General features: G+C 53.9%; 17 protein-coding genes. 8 read left to right on the top strand and 9 right to left on the bottom strand.

Going from position 1 to position 20883, the window contains the following annotated elements; all coding sequences use genetic code 11:
• The first annotated feature begins 71 nt into the window (after positions 1 to 71).
• The 3 genes from ABLV66_RS23630 to ABLV66_RS23640 are packed head-to-tail and all read left to right on the top strand — an operon-like array spanning position 72 to position 3556.
• On the top strand, positions 72 to 1592 hold the full coding sequence (locus ABLV66_RS23630) for a sugar ABC transporter ATP-binding protein (RefSeq protein WP_348877292.1): 1521 nt from the start codon (positions 72 to 74) through the stop codon (positions 1590 to 1592).
• Complete coding sequence (locus ABLV66_RS23635; protein WP_045380370.1) at positions 1589 to 2587, top strand: ABC transporter permease subunit; 999 nt, start codon at positions 1589 to 1591, stop codon at positions 2585 to 2587. The genes ABLV66_RS23630 and ABLV66_RS23635 overlap by 4 nt, the downstream gene beginning before the upstream one ends.
• A 27-nt stretch (positions 2588 to 2614) precedes the next feature.
• Positions 2615 to 3556 (top strand): ABC transporter substrate-binding protein, encoded by a 942-nt coding sequence (locus ABLV66_RS23640; RefSeq protein WP_045396533.1) that lies wholly within the window; start codon positions 2615 to 2617, stop codon positions 3554 to 3556.
• 33 nt (positions 3557 to 3589) lie between these two features.
• On the opposite strand, the gene ABLV66_RS23645 is transcribed toward ABLV66_RS23640, so the two are convergent.
• On the bottom strand, positions 3590 to 4324 hold the full coding sequence (locus tag ABLV66_RS23645; RefSeq protein WP_049034654.1) for a response regulator: 735 nt from the start codon (positions 4322 to 4324) through the stop codon (positions 3590 to 3592).
• Positions 4325 to 4596: 272 nt separating this feature from the next.
• Between ABLV66_RS23645 and fdhF the strand changes: the two genes are divergently transcribed.
• Together fdhF and ABLV66_RS23655 are read left to right on the top strand one after the other, a co-directional pair.
• A complete protein-coding gene (gene fdhF, locus ABLV66_RS23650) occupies positions 4597 to 6744 on the top strand; it encodes a formate dehydrogenase subunit alpha (protein ID WP_077598920.1) in 2148 nt (715 codons plus the stop codon).
• A 292-nt stretch (positions 6745 to 7036) separates the two neighbouring features.
• Positions 7037 to 7720 carry a tetratricopeptide repeat protein gene (locus ABLV66_RS23655; protein ID WP_026612428.1) on the top strand — a complete coding sequence of 228 codons (684 nt, stop codon included), beginning with the start codon at positions 7037 to 7039 and terminating at the stop codon, positions 7718 to 7720.
• A gap of 35 nt (positions 7721 to 7755) precedes the next feature.
• On the opposite strand, the gene gltP is transcribed toward ABLV66_RS23655, so the two are convergent.
• Positions 7756 to 9066: a glutamate/aspartate:proton symporter GltP gene (gene gltP / locus ABLV66_RS23660; protein ID WP_047047489.1), complete on the bottom strand. Its 1311-nt coding sequence runs from the start codon at positions 9064 to 9066 to the stop codon at positions 7756 to 7758.
• A 414-nt stretch (positions 9067 to 9480) separates the two neighbouring features.
• On the opposite strand from gltP, the gene acs reads away from it, so the two are divergent.
• From acs to actP, 3 genes are all read left to right on the top strand, one after another.
• Positions 9481 to 11439, top strand: a complete 1959-nt coding sequence (gene acs / locus ABLV66_RS23665; RefSeq protein ID WP_348877256.1) for an acetate--CoA ligase — start codon at positions 9481 to 9483, stop codon at positions 11437 to 11439.
• Between the two features lie 183 nt (positions 11440 to 11622).
• Positions 11623 to 11937: a DUF485 domain-containing protein gene (locus ABLV66_RS23670; protein ID WP_348877255.1), complete on the top strand. Its 315-nt coding sequence runs from the start codon at positions 11623 to 11625 to the stop codon at positions 11935 to 11937.
• Positions 11934 to 13583 carry a cation/acetate symporter ActP gene (actP, locus tag ABLV66_RS23675; RefSeq protein WP_047078461.1) on the top strand — a complete coding sequence of 550 codons (1650 nt, stop codon included), beginning with the start codon at positions 11934 to 11936 and terminating at the stop codon, positions 13581 to 13583. Before ABLV66_RS23670 ends, actP begins: the two co-directional genes overlap by 4 nt.
• A 41-nt stretch (positions 13584 to 13624) precedes the next feature.
• Here actP and ABLV66_RS23680 read toward each other — a convergent pair whose 3' ends face one another.
• From ABLV66_RS23680 to ABLV66_RS23710, 7 genes are all read right to left on the bottom strand, one after another.
• On the bottom strand, positions 13625 to 14716 hold the full coding sequence (locus ABLV66_RS23680; protein WP_348877254.1) for a type 1 fimbrial protein: 1092 nt from the start codon (positions 14714 to 14716) through the stop codon (positions 13625 to 13627).
• A gap of 20 nt (positions 14717 to 14736) precedes the next feature.
• Positions 14737 to 15306, bottom strand: coding sequence for a fimbrial protein (locus ABLV66_RS23685; protein WP_047047320.1), 570 nt, complete (start codon positions 15304 to 15306; stop codon positions 14737 to 14739).
• 34 nt (positions 15307 to 15340) lie between these two features.
• Entirely contained in the window at positions 15341 to 17926 is a 2586-nt protein-coding gene (locus ABLV66_RS23690; RefSeq protein WP_348877253.1) for a fimbria/pilus outer membrane usher protein, read from the bottom strand.
• Positions 17880 to 18569, bottom strand: a complete 690-nt coding sequence (locus tag ABLV66_RS23695) for a fimbrial assembly chaperone (RefSeq protein WP_316423584.1) — start codon at positions 18567 to 18569, stop codon at positions 17880 to 17882. Before ABLV66_RS23695 ends, ABLV66_RS23690 begins: the two co-directional genes overlap by 47 nt.
• 56 nt (positions 18570 to 18625) lie before the next feature.
• Positions 18626 to 19186 carry a fimbrial protein gene (locus ABLV66_RS23700; protein ID WP_348877252.1) on the bottom strand — a complete coding sequence of 187 codons (561 nt, stop codon included), beginning with the start codon at positions 19184 to 19186 and terminating at the stop codon, positions 18626 to 18628.
• A gap of 555 nt (positions 19187 to 19741) precedes the next feature.
• On the bottom strand, positions 19742 to 20431 hold the full coding sequence (locus ABLV66_RS23705; RefSeq protein ID WP_063415054.1) for an LrgB family protein: 690 nt from the start codon (positions 20429 to 20431) through the stop codon (positions 19742 to 19744).
• Complete coding sequence (locus ABLV66_RS23710; protein WP_045398169.1) at positions 20424 to 20834, bottom strand: CidA/LrgA family protein; 411 nt, start codon at positions 20832 to 20834, stop codon at positions 20424 to 20426. The genes ABLV66_RS23705 and ABLV66_RS23710 overlap by 8 nt, the downstream gene beginning before the upstream one ends.
• Positions 20835 to 20883: the final 49 nt, after the last annotated feature.

A 20883-nucleotide genomic window follows, 5' to 3' on the forward strand; every position in this document is an offset into this window, starting at 1 on the left:
GCCGATGACATCACTCATTTACGTTGCGGTGATGAAGTGCCGATATCGACAACGCAGCCAGGAGAGCAGGCATGCAGGGAACACCGGTGCTATCCATGCGCAACATCGCCAAAGTTTTCGGCAAGTTTTATGCGCTGAAAGGGGTGGATCTGACGGTCTGGCCCGGCGAGATCCACGCGCTGATGGGCGAAAACGGCGCGGGAAAAAGCACGTTGATGAAGATCCTCGCCGGCGCCTATACCGCCTCCAGCGGCGAGATCCTGATCGACGGACAACCGCAGACGATCAGAGGCCCGAAAGATGCGCTGGCGGCGGGGATCACCTTGATCTATCAGGAGATGCAGCTGGCGCCGAACCTCACCGTCGCGGAAAACATTTTCCTCGGCAGCGAGCTTTCCCGCGGCGGTCTGGTACAACGCAAAGAGATGGAGTCCCAGGCGCAGGCGGTTATCGACCGGCTCGGCGCGCAGTTCAGAGCCAGCGACCGGGTGATGAAGCTGACTATCGCTGAACAGCAGCAGGTGGAAATCGCCCGCGCGCTGCATCGCAACAGCCGCATTCTGGTGATGGATGAACCTACCGCCGCCCTCTCCTCGCGAGAAACGCAGCGCCTGTTTGAGCTGATTTTGCGCCTGCGCGATGAAGGGATGGCAATCATCTATATCAGCCACCGCATGGCGGAGGTGTATGAACTCTCCGACCGGGTCAGCGTGCTGCGCGATGGCCAGTATGTCGGCAGCCTCACCCGCGACCACCTTAGCGCCCCCGAATTAGTGCGCATGATGGTTGGCCGTCCGCTTAGCGATCTGTTCAATAAAGAGCGCGATATCCCTCGCGGCCAGCCGCGCCTGCGGGTGCAGGATCTCAGCGACGGCGGCAAAGTGCATCCCAGCAGCCTGGTGGTGCACGCCGGGGAAATCGTTGGCCTCGCCGGGCTGGTCGGCGCCGGACGTTCCGAACTGGCGCAGCTGATTTTCGGCGTCCGCAAAGCCACCGCCGGGGTGATTGAAATCGACGGCGAACCGGTGGTTATTCACTCGCCGCGCGAAGCTATCGACCTCGGGATCGGCTTTCTGACCGAAAACCGTAAGGAACAGGGGCTGTTTCTCGAACTGGCGGCGCAGGAGAACATCACCATGGCGACGCTTGAGCGCGACGCCAATTGGGGAATGCTAGACCGTAAGAAAGCGCAAACTATCTCCGATGACGCCATCCAGTTGCTGAACATCCGCGTCCCGCATGCTCAGGTGCGCGCCGGCGGGCTTTCCGGAGGCAATCAGCAAAAGCTGCTGATTTCACGCTGGGTGGCGATCGGCCCGCGCATTCTCATCCTGGATGAACCGACCCGCGGCGTTGACGTCGGCGCCAAAAGCGAGATTTACCGCATCATGAATCAGATGGCCCGCCAGGGCGTCGCCATTTTAATGATCTCCAGCGAATTGCCGGAAATCGTAGGCATGAGCGACCGGGTATACGTGATGCGTGAAGGCGCTATCGCCGGCGAGTTGCAGGTTGGCGAGATTAGTCAGGAAAGCATTATGACGCTGGCGACCGGCGTGAACGATTCTCACCTTAAGGCAGGACAAGCATGAGCATACCGAAAGAGACCTCCGCGCCGGCGGCGAAATCCGCCTCGGCAAAAAAAATGCTGATGGGCGACCTGATGCAAACCGTCGGCATCCTGCCGATTTTAATCCTAATCGTCGCGGTGTTCGGCTTCGTCGCGCCGAACTTCTTTACCGAAAGCAACCTGCTGAATATTACCCGCCAGTCCTCTATCAACATCGTGCTGGCGGCGGGGATGACCTTTATTATTCTTACCGGCGGTATCGATCTGTCGGTGGGGTCAATTCTCGGCACCACCGCGGTTGCGGCGATGGTGGTATCGCTCATCCCGCAATTCGCGATGCTGTCGATTCCGGCGGCCCTGATGCTTGGTCTGCTGCTCGGGCTGTTCAACGGCGCGCTGGTGGCCTTCGCCGGGCTACCGCCGTTTATTGTCACCCTTGGCACTTACACCGCGCTGCGCGGCGCCGCCTATCTGCTGGCCGACGGCACCACGGTGATTAACTCCGATATTAGCTTTGAGTGGATCGGCAATAACTATCTCGGCCCGGTGCCGTGGCTGGTGGTGATTGCGCTGGCGGTCGTGGCGGTATGCTGGTTTATCCTGCGCCGCACCACCCTCGGTATTCATATCTACGCCGTCGGCGGCAATATGCAGGCGGCGCGGCTGACGGGAATTAAAGTGTGGCTGGTGCTGCTGTTCGTCTATGGCATGAGCGGGCTGCTTTCCGGGCTCGGCGGGGTGATGAGCGCCTCGCGGTTGTACAGCGCCAACGGCAACCTCGGCGTCGGCTATGAGCTGGACGCCATTGCCGCGGTGATCCTCGGCGGCACCAGTTTCGTCGGCGGTATCGGCACCATCACCGGTACGCTGGTGGGAGCGCTGATTATCGCCACTCTTAACAATGGTATGACGCTGATGGGCGTCTCCTACTTCTGGCAATTGGTGATCAAAGGGGCGGTGATCATCATAGCGGTGCTGATCGACAAATACCGTACCCGACACCATCAAAGTGCATAACAACATCTTACCTGCGAGGAAAAGCGAATGCGTTTAAAACCGATAGTGACCGCGCTATGTGCCGGCGCGCTGCTGGCCACCTCCCCTTTTGCGTCGGCCAAAGATCTACAAGCGATAGGCGTGACGGTGGGCGACCTCGCCAACCCGTTTTTCGTGCAAATCACCAAGGGGGCCGAGCTGGAAGCGCGCAAGCTGGCGGGGGACAAAGTGAAGGTCACGCTGGTGTCGAGCGGCTACGACCTGGGACAGCAGGTAGCGCAGATCGATAATTTTATCGCCGCCAAAGTCGATATGATCATCCTCAACGCCGCTGATTCAAAAGGTATCGGCCCGGCGGTGAAGCGGGCGAAAGAGGCCGGGATCGTGGTGGTGGCGGTTGACGTCGCCGCCGAAGGCGCAGATGCCACCATCACCTCCGATAACACCCAGGCCGGCGCGATGGCCTGTAAATATATTAGCGATCGCCTGAACAACAAAGGCAACGTGGTGATTATTAACGGACCGCCGGTTTCCGCGGTGCAGAACCGCGTCGAAGGCTGCGAAACCGAATTCAAAAAACATCCGGATATCAAAATCCTCTCCGCCAACCAGAACGCTAAAGGCAGCCGCGAAGGCGGGCTGGAAGTGATGACGTCGCTGCTGGCGGCGAATCCGAAGATTGACGGCGTGTTCGCGATTAACGATCCAACGGCGATTGGCGCCGATCTGGCGGCGAAACAGGCGCAACGTAATGAGTTCTTTATCGTGGGCGTCGACGGCAGCCCGGACGGCGAAGAGGCGCTGAAGCGTAAGAATTCGCTGTTCGTCGCCACGCCGGCGCAGGACCCGCAGGTCATGGCGGCGAAGGCGGTGGAAATCGGTTATGACATTCTGCAGGGCAAGCCCGCGCCAGCCGCGCCGGTGCTGATCCCGGTGAAGATGATCGATAAAAATAACGTCAGCAGCTACAAGGGCTGGACGGTGAAATAACGCAGCAAAGCGGCTGACGGGTCTCTTTTCGCCCTACGCCGCTTTGTCGTTATGGATAACGTCAGCGGCGAAAACGTAGCCCAGCCCGCGCAGGGTTTTAATCAACGTGGGCTGATGCGGATTGACCTCAACTTTACGCCGCAGGCGCATGATCAGCACATCGATCGTGCGGTCGAATACTTCCATGCTCTCATTATGGGTCAGCGCCAGCAGCTGTTCACGGTTCAGAACCCGGCGGGCGTTTTGCGCCAGCGCCAGCAACAATCCATATTCCCCCTGGGTTAACGCCACGCTCTGCTGCTGGGGATTAAACAGCTCACAGCGGCGGGTATCCAGTCGCCAGCCGTTAAACAACAGCCCATGCTCCACGCCCGGCACGAGGCTTTCCGCGCCGATCGCCCCGCTGCGCCGCAGCACCGCCTTTACGCGCGCCACCACTACCCGGGCATTAAACGGTTTGGCGATGTAATCGTCGGCGCCCATTTCCAGCCCGACCACCACATCCGATTCGCTTCCCAGGCCGGAAAGCATGATCACCGGTAGCTCAGGCCGCGTGCGCTGCAGCTGTTGTAACACCAGCAAACCATTGGTATCCGGCAGGATCATATCCAGCAGCACCAGCGCGATATCTGCGCGCCGGGCGACCGTCGCCAGCGCTTCGCCGCCGTTCTGGCAGGCCACCACCTCGAACGCGTGGGCGCCGAGCACGTCGCCCAGCAGCTCGCAGATCGCGGTGTCATCATCAATCACTAAAATGACCGGTTTCATGGTTTACCTCTGCCTGGCGGGAATAGTGTCAGTCTGGTCGATTGTGCAAGCGGGCGACGACAAATCCATTTTTCGCTGCCGTTTTTATAATCGGCGTCACATCTCCGGGCTTTTCGTCACGTCAAAACTGACGATGACCTGTTTTTCGTCAGCATTTCGCCCAAAAAAGCCGCGTACTATCCGTCAATACCCACAATGAAAACATGGCATAGAAGATGCATAGTGACGGTCGATTGCGCGTCAGCGCTAATTGATTAACTGGAGCAAAACCGATGAAAAAAGTCGTCACGGTTTGCCCGTATTGCGCATCAGGTTGCAAAATCAACCTGGTGGTCGATAACGGCAAAATCGTCCGGGCTGAGGCGGCGCAGGGGAAAACCAATCAGGGAACCCTGTGTCTGAAAGGCTATTATGGCTGGGACTTCATTAACGATACCCAGATCCTGACCCCGCGTCTCAAAACCCCCATGATCCGTCGCCAGCGTGGCGGCAAACTGGAAGCCGTCTCCTGGGACGAGGCGCTCGATTACGTCGCCACCCGCCTTGGCGCCATTAAAGAAAAATATGGCCCGGACGCGATCCAGACCACCGGCTCCTCCCGCGGGACCGGTAATGAAACCAACTACGTGATGCAAAAATTCGCGCGCGCCGTTATTGGTACCAATAACGTCGACTGCTGCGCTCGCGTCTGACACGGCCCTTCGGTTGCAGGTCTGCACCAGTCGGTCGGTAACGGCGCCATGAGTAATGCCATCACGGAGATTGATAACACCGATCTGGTGTTTATCTTCGGTTACAACCCGGCGGATTCCCACCCTATTGTGGCGAATCACGTCATTAACGCCAAACGCAACGGGGCAAAAATCATCGTCTGCGACCCGCGCAAGATTGAAACCGCGCGCATCGCCGACATGCACATCGCGCTGAAGAACGGCTCGAATATCGCGCTGCTCAACGCCATTGGCCACGTTATTATTGAAGAGGATCTGTACGATAAATCCTTCGTCGCCAGCCGTTCCGAGGGCTTCGAGGAGTATCGCAAAATCGTCGAAGGCTACACGCCGGAGTCGGTGGAAGAGATAACCGGCGTCAGCGCTCAGGAGATCCGCGCCTGCGCCCGGATGTACGCCAGCGCCAAATCCGCCGCCATCCTGTGGGGCATGGGCGTCACCCAGTTCTACCAGGGCGTGGAGACCGTGCGGTCGCTGACCAGCCTCGCGATCCTCACTGGCAACCTCGGCAAGCCGAGCGTCGGCGTCAACCCGGTACGCGGACAGAACAACGTTCAGGGCGCCTGCGATATGGGCGCGCTGCCGGATACCTATCCGGGCTACCAGTACGTTAAGTTCCCGGAAAACCGCGAGAAGTTTGCCAGAGCGTGGGGCGTCGACAGCCTGCCGGAGCATACCGGCTACCGCATCAGCGAGCTACCGCACCGCGCCGAACACGGCGAAGTTCGCGCCGCCTACATTATGGGCGAGGATCCGCTGCAGACCGATGCCGAGCTTTCCGCGGTGCGCAAGGCGTTTGAACAGCTGGAACTGGTTATCGTCCAGGATATTTTCATGACCAAAACCGCCGCCGCGGCCGACGTCATCCTGCCATCCACCTCGTGGGGCGAGCACGAAGGCGTGTATACCGCAGCGGACCGCGGCTTCCAGCGCTTCTTTAAAGCGGTGGAGCCGAAGTGGGACCTGAAAACCGACTGGCAGATCATCAGCGAAATCGCCACCCGGATGGGCTATCCGATGCACTACAACAATACCCAGGAGATCTGGGATGAGTTGCGGCATCTGTGCCCGGACTTCTACGGCGCCACCTATGAAAAAATGGGCGAGCTCGGCTACGTCATGTGGCCATGCCGCGATGAGTCCGACGCCGACCAGGGGACGTCGTATCTGTTTAAAGAGAAGTTCGATACCCCCAACGGGCTGGCGCAGTTCTTCACCTGCGACTGGGTCGCGCCGATCGATAAGCTCACCGACGAGTACCCGATGGTGCTCTCAACGGTGCGCGAAGTCGGTCACTACTCCTGCCGTTCGATGACCGGCAACTGTGCGGCGCTGGCGGCGCTGGCGGATGAACCGGGCTATGCGCAAATCAACACCGCCGACGCCGAACGGTTAGGCATCGAGGATGAAGCGCTGGTGTGGGTCAATTCGCGTAAAGGCCGCATCATCACCCGCGCGCAGGTCAGCGATCGGCCGAATAAAGGCGCGGTATACATGACCTACCAGTGGTGGATTGGCGCCTGTAACGAGCTGGTGTCGGAGAACCTGAGCCCGATAACCAAAACGCCGGAGTACAAGTACTGCGCGGTTAACGTTGAGCGGATTGCCGATCAGCGCGCGGCGGAGCAGTACGTGATCGACGAGTACAACAAGCTGAAAGCCCGCCTGCGCGAAAGCGCGATGGGTTAAGGTTCGGCGGCCATACCCGATATCCGGAAACCCTCCCCGGTAGCGCTTGCGCTTACCGGGGCTACCGACCGACTACCGAACCGTAGCCCGGATAAGGCGCTATGCGCCGCTATCCGGGAATTCTCCCCCGGTGGCGCTTACGCTTACCGGGGCTACTAACCTAATACCGAACCGTAGCCCGGATAAGGCGCCATGCGCCGCTATCCGGGTATTCACCCCGCTAATTCCCGCCATTTTCTTCTTTTCCGCCGCCCTTTATACTGCGGGGGTCTTCCTTACTGATAATAAAAAAATGAAATACCTCTATTTACTGCTGGCGCTGACAAGCTTCGCCGCAGACGCTGCGGATCCGGGCAGCCAATACCAACAGCAGGCCGAAGCCGGCGACCCGCGCGCGCAGTTTTATCTGGCGGATACCTGGGTTAGCTCCGGCAACTACCAACAGGCCGAATACTGGGCGCAGAAAGCGGCGGCGCAGGGCGATGGCGACGCAATGGCGCTGCTGGCTCAGCTTAAAATCCGTAACCCGCAGCAGGCCGACTATCAACAGGCGCGACAGCTAGCGGAAAAATCCGTGCAGGCCGGCAGCAAGGCCGGCGAGATTATCCTCGCCCGGGTGCTGGTCAATCAGCAGGCCGGCCCCACCGATTATGCGCACGCCATCAGACTGCTGCAGGATGCGGCCAAAGATGAAGAGAGCGACTCCGCCGTCGATGCGCAGATGCTACTGGGGCTTATCTACGCCAGCGGCGTGCTGCCGCCGGAAGATGACCTCAAGGCCGCGCAGTACTTCAAAGGCAGCTCGGCGCTTTCACGCACCGGCTATGCCGAATACTGGGCAGGGATGATGTTCCAGCAGGGAGAGAAAGGTTTTATCGAACCAAACCCGCAAAAAGCGCTGCACTGGCTTAACGTCAGCTGTCAGGAGGGGTTTGATACCGGATGTGAAGAGTTCGACAGGATAACCAAAGGCTAAAAAAAGCCCGGCGCGAATGGCCGGGCTCTGACATCTTATTGGGCGGTTTTATCAAACTTGCCCAGCACTTCGCGTTCATACGCCAGCGCTTTCTTACGGTCAAACTTGTGTTCCCACTTGGCGATAACCAGCACCGCCAGCGCGTTGCCGACCACGTTCAGCGCGGTACGCGCCATATCGAGGATACGGTCGACGCCGGCAATAAACGCCAGCCCTTCCAGCGGGATCCCCACGCTACCCAGGGTCGCCAGCAGCACCACGAAGGAGACGCCCGGTACGCCCGCGATGCCTTTTGAGGTCACCATCAGCGTCAACACGAGAGTGATTTCCTGCCACAGGGAGAGTTCGATACCGTACAGCTGGGCGATGAAGATCGCCGCGATGCTTTGATATAGCGTCGAACCATCGAGGTTAAAGGAGTAGCCGGTCGGCACCACAAAGCTGGTGATTGAGGCCGGCGCGCCGTAGGCTTCCATTTTCTCAATGATACGCGGCAGTACGCTCTCGGAGCTCGCGGTGGAGTAAGCCAGAATCAGCTCGTCTTTGAGGATACGAATCAGGATCCAGATGCTCAGCCCACATACCCGCGCCACGATACCCAGCACCACCAGCGCGAAGAACAGAATCGCAAAGTAGACCAGGATAACCAGCTTAGCCAGCGGCCACAGCGAAGCGAAGCCGAAGGTGGCGACGGTCACCGAGATCAGGGCAAAGACCCCGACCGGCGCATAGCGCATTACCATGTGCGTCACTTTAAACATGGTTTCGGAGATAGAGCGGAACACGGTCACCAGCGGCTCGCGGTGAGTAGACGGCAGGGAAGAAAGCCCCAGGCCGAACAGCACCGAGAAGAAGATAATCGGCAACATATCGCCTTTCGCCATCGAGGCGACGATGTTGGTCGGCACCAGCGACAGGATGGTTCCCATCAGGCCATGCGCGTGACTCTGCACTTCCGCGGTGGTGTTCTGATATTTCGAGATATCGACCGCCGCCAGCTGCGACATATCAATGCCGCTGCCCGGCTGGAAGACGTTCGCCAGGGTGATCCCCAGTACAATAGCCACCGTGGTGATCACTTCAAAATAGATGATGGTCTTGGCGCCGATGCGGCCCAGTTGCTTAGCGTCGCCTACGCCCGCAATGCCCACCACCAGCGTCGAGATGACAATCGGGACGACAATCATTTTAATCAGGTGGATAAAGATATCGCCCGCCGGGGTCAGGAGGTTTGAGATTAACCAATCACGGCTTTCGGCGTGGTAATGCAGGTAGCTGCCCAGAAGTATGCCAAGCACCAGGGCTAGCAAAATCTGCCAGGCCAGGCTGACTTTTGTTTTTTTCATCACTACTGACTTCCTCAATGAAAGGCACCATTCCGGGAGGTAATGGCACCCACTGAAAGGGGTATGAATTGTGTTGCGTTGCTTTATGGGGTTATTTAACGCGCAATATCAGTATCATTTGCACGGCATGCTGCGCAAGCCTTTAAGAACAGCGCTTTCCTCTGGTTTTCTGCATAAATCCGCCCATTTCAGCGCATTACATTGCATAAGTATTTGTTATAAAAAATATTTAACACATTCAGTTTCTATAAATACAGCAAATGAATTATTTCATTTCAAAGTTTCATTTGATTGAATTTCATTCAGTTTAATCAATGCGTGATCTGCCCCCCAAATAGTAAACAAAGCTCATAAAGCCCCTATTCTTAACGGTTATTTGACATATATTTAACAAGTTAAAGGAGAAAAAAAGCCATGAGCCAAATACATAAACACCCTATTCCCGCAGAGATTGCGGAACATTGCCTGATGAATCCGCAACAGTACCAGGTGAACTACCAACAATCCATCACCAACCCAGATGCCTTCTGGGGCGAGCAGGGCAAAATCCTCGACTGGATTAAGCCCTATACGCAGATAAAAAATACCTCTTTCGCGCCGGGAAACATCTCCATCAAATGGTATGAAGATGGCACCCTGAACCTCGCGGCCAACTGTCTCGACCGCCACCTGCACGAGCGCGGCGACCAGACCGCGATCATCTGGGAAGGCGACGATGCCAGCCAGAGTAAAAACATCACTTATCGCCAGCTCCATCGCGATGTTTGCCGTTTTGCCAACGTATTGCTCGATCTGGGCATTAAAAAAGGCGATGTCGTTGCTATCTATATGCCGATGGTGCCGGAAGCCGCCGTGGCCATGCTGGCCTGCGCGCGCATCGGCGCCATCCACTCGGTAATCTTCGGCGGCTTTTCGCCGGAAGCGGTTGCCGGACGCATTATCGACTCCAGCGCTCGCCTGGTGATCACCTCTGACGAAGGATTACGCGCCGGTCGCGCCATCCCGCTGAAGAAAAACGTCGACGATGCGCTGAAAAATCCGCACGTCACCAGCATTGAGCACGTGGTGGTCCTCAAGCGCACCGGCGGCAAAATCGACTGGCAGGAAGGTCGCGATCTGTGGTGGAGCGATCTGATTGAAAAAGCGGATGACCAGCATGAAGCGGTGGAAATGAACGCTGAAGACCCGCTCTTTATCCTCTATACCTCCGGCTCGACCGGCAAGCCGAAAGGCGTACTGCACACCACCGGCGGCTATCTGGTATATGCCGCAACCACCTTCAAATACGTCTTTGATTATCATCCGGGCGATATCTACTGGTGCACCGCCGATGTGGGCTGGGTCACCGGTCACAGCTACCTGCTGTACGGCCCGCTGGCCTGCGGCGCCACCACGCTAATGTTCGAAGGCGTACCAAACTGGCCGACCCCGGCGCGCATGTGCCAGGTGGTGGACAAACATCAGGTCAATATTCTCTACACCGCGCCGACGGCGATCCGCGCGCTGATGGCGGAAGGCGACAAAGCTATCGAAGGTACCGATCGTTCCTCACTGCGCATTCTCGGCTCGGTCGGCGAGCCGATTAACCCGGAAGCCTGGGAGTGGTACTGGAAGAAGATCGGCAACGAGAAGTGCCCGGTGATGGACACCTGGTGGCAGACAGAAACCGGCGGCTTCATGATTACCCCGCTGCCGGGCGCCACCGAACTGAAAGCCGGTTCCGCCACGCGTCCATTCTTTGGCGTCCAGCCGGTACTGGTGGACAACGAAGGGACGCCGCTGGAAGGCGCGACCGAGGGCAATCTGGCGATCGCCGACTCCTGGCCTGGCCAGGCACGTACCCTGTTTGGCGATCATGAGCGCTTCGAGCAGACCTATTTCTCAACCTTTAAAAATATGTACTTTAGCGGCGACGGCGCCCGTCGCGACGAAGATGGTTACTACTGGATCACCGGTCGCGTCGATGACGTACTGAACGTCTCCGGCCACCGTCTGGGCACCGCGGAAATTGAATCCGCGCTGGTCTCGCATCCGAAAATCGCCGAAGCGGCGGTGGTTGGTATTCCGCATAACATCAAAGGCCAGGCCATCTACGCTTACGTGACGCTGAATCACGGCGAAGAGCCGACGCCGGAGCTGTATGCCGAAGTGCGTAACTGGGTGCGCAAAGAGATTGGCCCGCTGGCGACGCCGGATGTACTGCACTGGACCGACTCGTTGCCGAAAACCCGCTCCGGCAAAATCATGCGCCGAATTCTGCGTAAGATTGCCGCTGGCGATACCAGTAATCTCGGGGATACCTCGACGCTGGCCGATCCGGGCGTAGTGGACAAACTGCTCGAAGAGAAGCAGGCCATTGCGATGCCTTCTTAACACGATACCTACCCCCCTCTCCCTCTCTGGAGGGAGAGGTTAAAAACATAAACTCCCCCCAAGGATTCTGTTCAGCAGGAAAGCGGTAAACCAGCGGCTACTCGACGTAATAACGTCGGGCGGGTCACTGTTGCCGACGGATAGCCGATGGATGACATAAGGGTTACCTCTGGAGACGCTAAGATGAATGAACAAATTTGTCAGCGGATAGAAAATAGTGAGCATTTCAGGGAGTTAGTTGCATCACGGCAACGGTTTGCCGCCATTCTGTCAGTCATTATGTTGGTCATTTACGTAGGCTTTATTTTGCTTATCGCCTTCGCGCCCGGCTGGCTTGGGACGCCGCTGCATGAAGGCACCAGCGTTACCCGCGGCATCCCTATTGGTATCGGCGTCATTATCATCTCCTTCGTTCTGACCGGCATTTACGTCTGGCGGGCAAACGGCGAATACGACAAGTTGACCAAAAGCGTGATTAGCGAGGTGCAAGCATCATGAAAAAAGTCCTGACGGCGCTTGCCGCCACGCTCCCTTTCGCGGCCAACGCCGCCGATGCCATTACCGGCGCGGTGCAGCGGCAGCCGACCAACTGGCAGGCGATTATCATGTTCGTGATTTTCGTCGCCCTGACGCTGTATATCACTTACTGGGCGTCAAAACGCGTGCGTTCGCGCAGCGATTACTACACCGCGGGCGGCAATATCACCGGTTTCCAGAACGGTCTGGCGATCGCCGGCGACTTTATGTCCGCAGCCTCGTTTCTCGGCATTTCCGCGCTGGTGTACACTTCCGGCTACGACGGTTTGATCTACTCGCTCGGCTTCCTCGTGGGCTGGCCGATTATCCTGTTCCTGATCGCCGAACGCCTGCGTAACCTCGGTCGCTACACCTTTGCCGACGTAGCGTCTTATCGCCTGAAGCAGGGGCCGATTCGCACTCTCTCCGCCTGCGGTTCGCTGGTGGTGGTGGCGCTGTATCTGATTGCGCAGATGGTTGGCGCCGGCAAACTCATCCAGTTGCTGTTCGGCCTCAACTACCACGTTGCGGTGGTGCTGGTCGGCGTGCTGATGGTGTTGTACGTGCTGTTTGGCGGCATGCTCGCCACCACCTGGGTGCAGATTATCAAAGCGGTTCTGCTGTTGTTCGGCGCCAGCTTTATGGCCTTTATGGTGATGAAGCACGTCGGTTTCAGCTTCAATAATCTGTTCACTGAAGCGATGGCGGTGCACCCGAAAGGGGCGGCGATCATGAGCCCCGGCGGGCTGGTGAAAGACCCGATATCGGCGCTATCGCTCGGCCTCGGCTTGATGTTCGGTACCGCGGGTCTGCCGCATATTCTGATGCGTTTCTTCACCGTCAGCGACGCCAAAGAAGCACGTAAGAGCGTGTTCTACGCTACCGGTTTTATGGGTTACTTCTATATCTTGACCTTTATCATCGGCTTCGGGGCGATCATGCTGGTGGGGGCGAATCCGGCGTTTAAAGATGCGGCCGGACAGCTCATCGGCGGCAACAACATGGCGGCGGTGCATCTGGCGGATGCCGTCGGCGGTAACCTGTTCCTCGGCTTTATCTCAGCCGTAGCTTTCGCCACGATTCTGGCGGTGGTCGCCGGGCTGACGCTGGCGGGGGCATCGGCGGTCTCTCACGATCTTTACGCTAACGTGTTCCGCAAAGGCGCGACCGAACGTCAGGAGCTGAAGGTATCGAAAATTACCGTGCTGATCCTCGGCGTGGTAGCGATTCTGCTGGGGATTTTGTTCGAAAACCAGAATATTGCCTTCATGGTCGGCCTGGCGTTCTCTATCGCCGCCAGCTGTAACTTCCCGATTATCCTGCTGTCGATGTACTGGTCGAAGCTGACCACCCGCGGCGCGATGATCGGCGGCTGGCTCGGCCTGCTGACCGCGGTGATTTTAATGATCCTTGGCCCGACCATTTGGGTGCAGATCCTCGGTCACGAGAAAGCCATCTTCCCATACGAATACCCGGCGCTGTTCTCCATCGCCATCGCGTTCATCGGCATCTGGCTATTCTCGATTACCGATAACTCCGCAGAAGGGATGCGCGAGCGCGAGCAGTTCCGCGCCCAGTTTATCCGTTCACAAACCGGTATCGGTATCGAACGCGGCCAGGCGCACTAATGGTATCGGCCTCTTCCTCGCGCTGAGGAAGAGGCTATATTTTAGTTATAGGTAAAGGTTATCACCCCGCTCGCATTTGCCGATCCCGCCGTCACCGTCTCCGCTGTTTTGTAATAATTGGTGGTAAACATGAGCGACTGCATAGCATATGCGCCGCCGGGGAAATCAGGATTGGTAAAAATGGTATAGCCGGCATCCGCGCCGTTATTGGTCACCGTCGTGCGGCTTGAATAATATAAGCTGATATCCGTATTCAGCGGCAGCGCATTGTCCTTCAGATTGAGCTGTACGCCAACGCCGGTGGCAGCATTACCATCCGCTGTTAAGGCCATCACCGTATGGTTCGGGTTATCGCCGCTCGCTTCCGCGGCCGTCACCCGCATTACAACGTTAGTCCCCGGCTCACAGGAGAGCGTCACCGATTGAGTTGCAGAGCCAGCTTTCCCCGAGGAATTGAATGCCGAAGCGCTTACCGTCCCCATCGCGAAATTCAATCCTGAGCTACTGACCATGCAACCCATCGGGGTGAGCTGAATAGTCGTGGTGCCGCTAATATGCAGCTGGGAAATTACGATAGTACCTGAACTGTCTTTCGCAGAGACCGTCGCGACCGGATCGTTCAACGACAATTTACTATTTGTCGCTATTGGGCCACCGGTCGCCACCAGCTGTAGCTGGTAAGCCGGTGAGTAATTGGTTGAAGCATAATAATCCAGTACGCCGGAAGGTTTGCCGAGGTAGTAATTAACATCACCAATAAAATGCTGCTGATAGTCGCTATTGAAATCGTCGCTATCGCCATTATATTCGCCGGTAACGTTTAACCAAACTTTGACTCTCAACCCTACGCCTTGTAACGAGGTGGTATAGATATTATCGCCGATTAAATTTCCTGTGTTATTTGATGCCCACTGAAAGTTAGCATATATATCACCTTGACAGTTGAGTAGCGCGGCCTGCGAACGAGTTATCTTACCTGAGTCATATAATACTGTTCCGGCCGAGTAATTCCCGGCACTAAGTAAAATCTTCTCAGGCAAATTAGTCATCGATACATCGCCAGAATTCACCCCCTCACAAGCCCAACTCAACACAGGGAAAATCAGCAGTAACATTAATATATATTTACTCATACCATTCCTTGTACATCGAATTATTTATAGATGACATCAAAGGTTGCGGTAAATCCCACAATGCCAGCGCTAATTTTTCCGTAAGGTGAATACATTCTGGCAATCATATTAAATGTATGAATATCAGTGCTGGCATCAAATGTATAAACATATCGGTCATTAGGGCCTAATGGCTGATTATCCGCCAGGCTAAATAACTGCATTCCGACGCCGCTGGCCCCGGCGCTGCCGGTTTGATAATTTTTATAAATTGAAGTATGGGTATCATCAAAATAGGAGCCACTGAAGGATAAGGTGACCGTAGAGGTTCCCGCGGAGCAGTTGCTAAACTCAAGCTTGACCGGCGTGCTTTCCCCACTGGATCCTGCTTTACCTGTTAGCGTTTGATACGACACTGTGCCTAAATCAATGGTGGCAGAGGGTTTTATTGCAACGTCACAGGATGGTTCCTCAATATTGCCAGAAACGTTAAAATTGATCGTGCTTGAATCCTCATAGGCCAATGCTGGCGTCGAAATAACAAAAAGCGCACAGATTAAATAGCCAAATAAACAGATTAAGATACCGCCGATACATTTAACATCACCCATATTCAAACCTCATTCCTTTGAGCAACCATCTAAGTTAATGACACAGTGCTTGATAGAAAATAATCTCCTGATTTTTTTCCTTCACGGTCAAATCATAATCTGCACGGCATTGTTCATTGCGCCCCTCGCCCCATTTCACCAGCATGGTTCCTTTTTGCTGAAGACCCGTCATATAAACCTGCCCGTCATCGCCAACGATATTGCTGCGAATATCCTGGCGCCGTTGTGGTTGTTTTTCTAAAGTCACAATAGCGCCAAATGGCGCGACGCCGGTCGCCGTCTTTAACGTGACCATGGCCTTTGCTCCAATATAGGTATCGTATTGCACTCTGACTATCGCGTTACGCGTCGGTACCACGTTTCTCACCACATTATCAACCTCCGCACCCGCAATCCGTTGTTCATCCAATGACAGGCTATTGACATGATATGGCCGAATATATGGCACGATAGCGTAACCTGAGGAATCGGTTGTGACATTGGTTTGTCCGCGGACCGCCACATCGCTCACACCGGGTGTTTCAATCAGGGCGGAACTCTCACCGAGGAATCGGGAAAAGGTGAGTCCGCCCGCATGGGCGATCATGCCTCCGCGTAATGAATAGTTATAGTGATTGCTATAATGGTCATAGCCGTAGCCAGCGGAAATATCCCCTTTGGAACTCTGATAATCCACACCAATATTTCCGGAAGTGCTTTTATTACTGGCGTTATAACCTTGCTGAACATTCCAGTTAAGCGATCGATCCGCCAGCATCATGCCGTTCAATCCTACGCTGTGGGTGGTGTCGCTTGCACGGCCAGAACTCATGCTGTAATTAGACGAGAGCCTTTCGCCTATCGGTATAGACAGCGTTAACGACACAATAGTATCGCTGCCAGGTTTCGTCTCTCCATGACTTTCACTACTTTGTACGTTACGGTTATATGAATAGTTAATGAAATAAGAAACTTTTCCCAGCGAACCGCTATAGCCAATGCCCAATGAATCCATTCGCGAACTATCCCAGTAAGTTTCATTCACTAAGGAAAGCGACAGAGAACCATACCCAAACAGCGATTGCGATATTGAGGCATCAAAGCGCCCTTTTTTCCGACCAGTTAATGTACAACAATCCTGGTCATCTGAGGTCTTATCGATAAAATCCTGAAAGGAATAATATCCCGCAGTAGAATAGCGATAACCAGCCACCGAAAAATTAGTTCCCGTCTGCAAAAAGCTTTTACTAAAACGCAGGCGTAAGGATTGTCCCTTTTTTTGCGATAACGTAGAGCGGGCTTCGTTTTGCTTAATATTGGCCAATGATTGAGAAGCATCAAACGACAACGCACCAATGCTTCCTAAGTTAAAACCAGAACCCATTAATATATTAGTATATTTATCTTCAGCCTGCTGTAGTCCCGCATATAACGTAATATTACTTGAAACGCCGTATGCCACCGTCGACTGGACAAAATTATATTCTTTATCACCGGAACTGGAGGCACGCGTTTTTCCGCTACTAAAAGCATAGTCCAACTGCCCCTCGCGTTGCAAAATAGCCAACGAGGCATAAGGCACGACAAAATTTTGCTCGCTACCGTCGGACTCTTTAATATTAACGTTGAGATCGCCGGCACTCCCGGTTGAATAAAGATCCTTAATCTCGAAAGCCCCAGGAGCAACCGTTGTTTTATAGATACTGTAGCCATTCTGATAAACGGTGACTTCGGCGGTGGTGCGCGCGATACCTTTAATCGTTGGCGCGAAGCCGTGAAGACTGTCCGGCAGCATTTCCTCATCCGAGCTCAACTGCAGGCCAGTAAAATTTATGCTGTCATAAATACCCGACGAGGTATAGGTATTACCCAGAATGAATTGGCTTTTCAGGATATGGATATCGCGCGCCAGATAGCTATACACCGATTGCCAGTGACTACCGTCATCGCCGTGATCAAACGTACTATAGTTGCGAAGACGCCACGGTCCCAGATTTATACCAGGCTGCAAACTCGCAAACTGGCTTTCGGTAGCGCTACCGCCATGCCGCGGCGTATTCCATTGCCCCGACAAACTATAGTTAAGCAAACCCGCGTTGATTCCTTGTTGCCACTGCTCCTCCGGAACATAGTCTCCTGGGCGATTGAGCAGCGCCGCCTGGGGCACGGAAAGTACCAGGCGCTGCTGCGACAACGACACTGAGTATTCAAGACCAGGGATCGCTGACAGAGAGGCGCACTGCGTTGCCATATCCGCAAGCTGCGGATAGCGCGCGGTATTAATTGACCATGATTTTAGCAGTCCAACGCCAATACAGGGTTGAACCCTGGTCTCTTGTTTATCCGTGTTTTCTTTAAATTCAATCACCTCGGTAGATATATATTTATCATTAATATAAATATCCAGATTATAGCTACCGGGTGGAATCGTATCCTGAGATAACCAGGATAAGTCCACGGCGGTAGCGCTACTTTCAGTCACTTCCAGTAAATGCGGGTTGAAGTATTCTCCGGCCTGCGCGCCAGAACTTAGGGTAGTGGCGTATAGCAAGAATGCTGCTCCGATATACCCTGGAGTATGAAATAGAGTAACGCTACTGTATGATTGCGGAATACTTTTTCCCTGCCATACCATAATCATTAATCACGCTCCATGTGATTTCTTTGTTCCTCGCAGAGGATAAAACATCTTTTGCCGGTATCTTTAACGTAGAAAATGGTGCCGCGAACCATATTCCAGATACATTCTTACCGTTAATCTTTATTTGTGAAAAATTCATATATAACGGTGAATTATTTGTTACGCTATAAAAGTTGCTATTGTGACTCCATTGTAATTTAGCAGCATAATTTTCTGGGATTTGTCCCTGCAGCTCTTTGGGACGATAAATAAGTTTAATTTTAGAATTAATAGCGAACTGCACCGTGTTCTTATCTGGCACATTATCCATTGCGGGTATGCCTTTAACATTTAGCCAAAGCATGGACTCCCGACTGGTTGGTAATGGCTTCCCTGAACGCACTATCCGGACAAAACCTTTCTCACCAGAATTTAAACGAAATAGCGGTGGTGTTATAATAAATGAGTCTTTTTCAGGTGATGAAGTATCAACGACAGAAAGCCAGGACTGGACAATATTAGTGGTATTATCTTTATTATCAACAGCCACTACCGTACTCTCTTTGGCACCATCAAATATCACCCGAGTCGCGCCGACCACTACGCTCGCTTGCACATTCGAAAGGGTTAGCAATAAGCTAATAAAAAATAAACGATATCTCATATACCCATAATAAAGGGGAATCTACATACCGCTCCCCTTTCTCCATATAAAATTAATTAATAGTAAGTCACGTTATAAGTCACGGTCGTTTTTACTGCCCCTTTCGTTGGATCAGAAGCGCCTGACTTGACCATTTTCACGGTAAATGGAATAGTCGCAGCCCCTGATGAAATATCCACATCGGCGCCTTCTTCATTATTTTTCAGCAAATTACCTGCGTTATCAAAGATGGCGACCGCTACGCCAGAAGCTGCAGAAGTTGAGGCCTGGTTTTTGAAGTAATCACTGTTCGCAGCATCTGCCTCGCCACCGAAGGTAACGCGGGCGATAGCGTTGCCCCCCTCTTCAGTGCCAGGACAGTTAGCCAGGGAAAATGAAAAATTCTTCGCAGCACCATAGGTATTCGCTTTCAAATCCGCCACTGAAGTAGTACCCATTTCGATAGACGTCACCCCACCATCAATTGTTGCGGTACAGGTGGTGTCAGAAAGGGTGCCAGTAAAAGTGATAGCATTTGATGCAGCTTGCGCATAGGTCGACAGCATGCAGGAAGCAGAAATTGCCAGCGCGCTGAACACATATTTCTTACTGATTTTCATATGAATTCCCATATCCATTGTAAACGACAATCAATCCGTCAATTGCTTGATGCAGGTATATTAAAGAATGGAATTCAAAATTAGCGCCGTCAGATTTTTATAAAAACAACATGCAATATTTTATAAATAATTTAAAATTGACCAGGTAATCGCTTATTGAATCCATTCAATAATAGCATCCCACATAAAAATAATATCTTGAGAAAAATATTTTTCAATAAGTATTGCTAACATCATCCATTAGAATGAATTAATCACCTATTATAAAAATAAACCAAATACACATATTATCAGCATGTTATGCATTCATATAATTCACAGCGCAAATTAGTAATTGTTTAATCATTATTAAATTCATTAAATAACCCATCATTTAGAAATATCTTTTTACAAATTAAATGACATAAGATCTTTCCAAACAGCATTCAACAAAAACATCCCACAATGAAATTAAGAATATAACCTAAACACATTTCATACTAATTAAGATAAATAGCCTATGGATACGTAATATTTTACCGGGGTGAACTCAGCAGTCTTACCCGTTGTCCTTTGAGGTAAGACTGCGGAATCTTAAAATATCGCCCAACGAACTAGCGGCGCCGCCAGCACCATGACTACGCCGGAAAGCATCATCACCAGGCTGGCGACCACGCCCTCCTGCTGGCCCAGTTCATAGGAGCGGGCTGTTCCGGCGCCGTGTGACGCCGCGCCGAACCCCGCCCCTTTCGCCATACCGGCGCGGATTGACAGGCGTAAGAACAGCACATCGCCAATCGCCATGCCAAATACCCCGGTGACCACCACAAAAAGCGCTACCAGGTCGGGCTGGCCACCGAGCGGTTTCGCCGCCGCCAGCGCAAACGGCGTGGTCACCGAGCGTACCGCCAGGCTACGCTGAATTTCGTCAGGCAGAGTGAAGAGACGCGCCAGCCAAACGGAAGTGGTAACGGCGACCACCGACGCCGTCACCACTCCCGCGGTCAATGACATCCAGTGACGCTTAATAATCGCCATGTTGTCATAGACCGGTACGGCAAAGGCGATGGTGGCCGGCCCCAATAACCACAATAGCCAGTGCGACTCGCCCATATAGCTCTGATAGGAGATATGACCAAAGACGAGGATCAGCACCAACAGTACCGGCGTCAGCACCAGCGGCATTAACGGCAGTTTATGGAAGCGGCGATAGAGACGCTTATTGGCGAAATAGAGCCCGAGGGTGACCGCCAGGCACAGCATGCTCAGGGTAAAATCACTCATTTTTCAGCCTGCTCACTTCGTAGCGATACACCTTATCCACTACCCACGCCGTGGCGCCCAGTACCATAGTGGTGCTTAACGCGATGACGAGGAAGATGCGCCAGCCGTCCACCATCAGCAGTTGCGCATAGTTAACGACGGCAACCACCGCCGGGACGAAAAACAGCAGCATTTCCGCCAGTAGCCAGCGCGCGCCTGCGCGCACCCAGTTGAGCGGTATCACCCGGCAGACGATAAGCATCAGCAGCATCAACATGCCGACAAGATTGGCAGGAAGCGGGAGATGTAGCCAATTCACCAGATATTCAGCGCAGACAAACAACCCGGCATAGAGCAGTACCTGAACCGGTACCTGAAGACGTTGCATCACGAAAGGCGCAACACGTGCTGGCGCGAAGGCCATGAGCGGAATTCCCTAAAAATAAGTCAGGGGTGCAGTATAGAGAGCCGCC

Origin of the sequence: Klebsiella sp. CN_Kp073, from assembly GCF_040065495.2 — a bacterium.
Classification (GTDB): Bacteria; Pseudomonadota; Gammaproteobacteria; order Enterobacterales; family Enterobacteriaceae; genus Klebsiella; species Klebsiella aerogenes.

Coding starts and splice junctions, on each gene's coding strand:
- gltP (WP_047047489.1), bottom strand. CDS start 9,066: ATGAAAAAAACAAAAGTCAGCCTGGCCTGGCAGATTTTGCTAGCCCTG.
- ABLV66_RS23640 (WP_045396533.1), top strand. CDS start 2,615: ATGCGTTTAAAACCGATAGTGACCGCGCTATGTGCCGGCGCGCTGCTG.
- ABLV66_RS23670 (WP_348877255.1), top strand. CDS start 11,623: ATGAATGAACAAATTTGTCAGCGGATAGAAAATAGTGAGCATTTCAGG.
- ABLV66_RS23705 (WP_063415054.1), bottom strand. CDS start 20,431: ATGAGTGATTTTACCCTGAGCATGCTGTGCCTGGCGGTCACCCTCGGG.
- actP (WP_047078461.1), top strand. CDS start 11,934: ATGAAAAAAGTCCTGACGGCGCTTGCCGCCACGCTCCCTTTCGCGGCC.
- ABLV66_RS23655 (WP_026612428.1), top strand. CDS start 7,037: ATGAAATACCTCTATTTACTGCTGGCGCTGACAAGCTTCGCCGCAGAC.
- ABLV66_RS23690 (WP_348877253.1), bottom strand. CDS start 17,926: ATGATTATGGTATGGCAGGGAAAAAGTATTCCGCAATCATACAGTAGC.
- ABLV66_RS23630 (WP_348877292.1), top strand. CDS start 72: ATGCAGGGAACACCGGTGCTATCCATGCGCAACATCGCCAAAGTTTTC.
- ABLV66_RS23685 (WP_047047320.1), bottom strand. CDS start 15,306: ATGGGTGATGTTAAATGTATCGGCGGTATCTTAATCTGTTTATTTGGC.
- ABLV66_RS23710 (WP_045398169.1), bottom strand. CDS start 20,834: ATGGCCTTCGCGCCAGCACGTGTTGCGCCTTTCGTGATGCAACGTCTT.
- ABLV66_RS23680 (WP_348877254.1), bottom strand. CDS start 14,716: ATGAGTAAATATATATTAATGTTACTGCTGATTTTCCCTGTGTTGAGT.
- ABLV66_RS23695 (WP_316423584.1), bottom strand. CDS start 18,569: ATGAGATATCGTTTATTTTTTATTAGCTTATTGCTAACCCTTTCGAAT.
- ABLV66_RS23645 (WP_049034654.1), bottom strand. CDS start 4,324: ATGAAACCGGTCATTTTAGTGATTGATGATGACACCGCGATCTGCGAG.
- ABLV66_RS23635 (WP_045380370.1), top strand. CDS start 1,589: ATGAGCATACCGAAAGAGACCTCCGCGCCGGCGGCGAAATCCGCCTCG.
- ABLV66_RS23700 (WP_348877252.1), bottom strand. CDS start 19,186: ATGGATATGGGAATTCATATGAAAATCAGTAAGAAATATGTGTTCAGC.
- acs (WP_348877256.1), top strand. CDS start 9,481: ATGAGCCAAATACATAAACACCCTATTCCCGCAGAGATTGCGGAACAT.